Source organism: Janthinobacterium sp. UMAB-56, assembly GCF_900095265.1.
Classification (GTDB): domain Bacteria; phylum Pseudomonadota; class Gammaproteobacteria; order Burkholderiales; family Burkholderiaceae_D; genus Janthinobacterium.
In genome coordinates this window covers 1-548 of the sequence record NZ_LT607704.1, presented here as the reverse complement: position 1 = coordinate 548, position 548 = coordinate 1, and the positions used below count along the sequence as shown (strand labels likewise).

General features: G+C 56.8%; 1 protein-coding gene. It reads left to right on the top strand.

Translation table 11 applies throughout. The annotated features are described in order from the left end of the window. Window positions 1-548, top strand: a 548-nt coding sequence (locus K0F85_RS28350; protein WP_257638219.1) for an EF-Tu/IF-2/RF-3 family GTPase, incomplete at both ends; no start/stop codon positions are given.

Below are 548 nucleotides of genomic sequence, written 5' to 3'. Positions count from 1 at the left end.
GAGCGCGCTGTTGATGGTGCCTTCCTGATGCCAGTAGAAGACGTGTTCTCGATCTCGGGTCGCGGTACCGTTGTGACCGGTCGTATCGAGCGCGGCATTGTTAAAGTCGGCGAAGAGATCGAAATCGTCGGCATCACCGATACCGTCAAAACGACTTGCACCGGCGTGGAAATGTTCCGCAAACTGCTGGACCAAGGTCAAGCAGGCGACAACGTTGGTCTGCTGCTGCGCGGCACCAAGCGTGAAGACGTGCAACGTGGTCAAGTTCTGGCGAAGCCAGGCTCGATCAAGCCGCATGCTCACTTCACCGGCGAGATCTATGTTCTGTCGAAAGACGAAGGCGGCCGTCATACGCCATTCTTCAACAACTATCGTCCACAGTTCTACTTCCGCACGACGGACGTCACTGGTTCGATCGAGTTGCCAGCAGACAAAGAAATGGTCATGCCAGGCGATAACGTGTCGATCACCGTCAAGCTGATCAACCCGATCGCGATGGAAGAAGGCCTGCGCTTCGCTATCCGTGAAGGCGGTCGTACCGTCGGCGC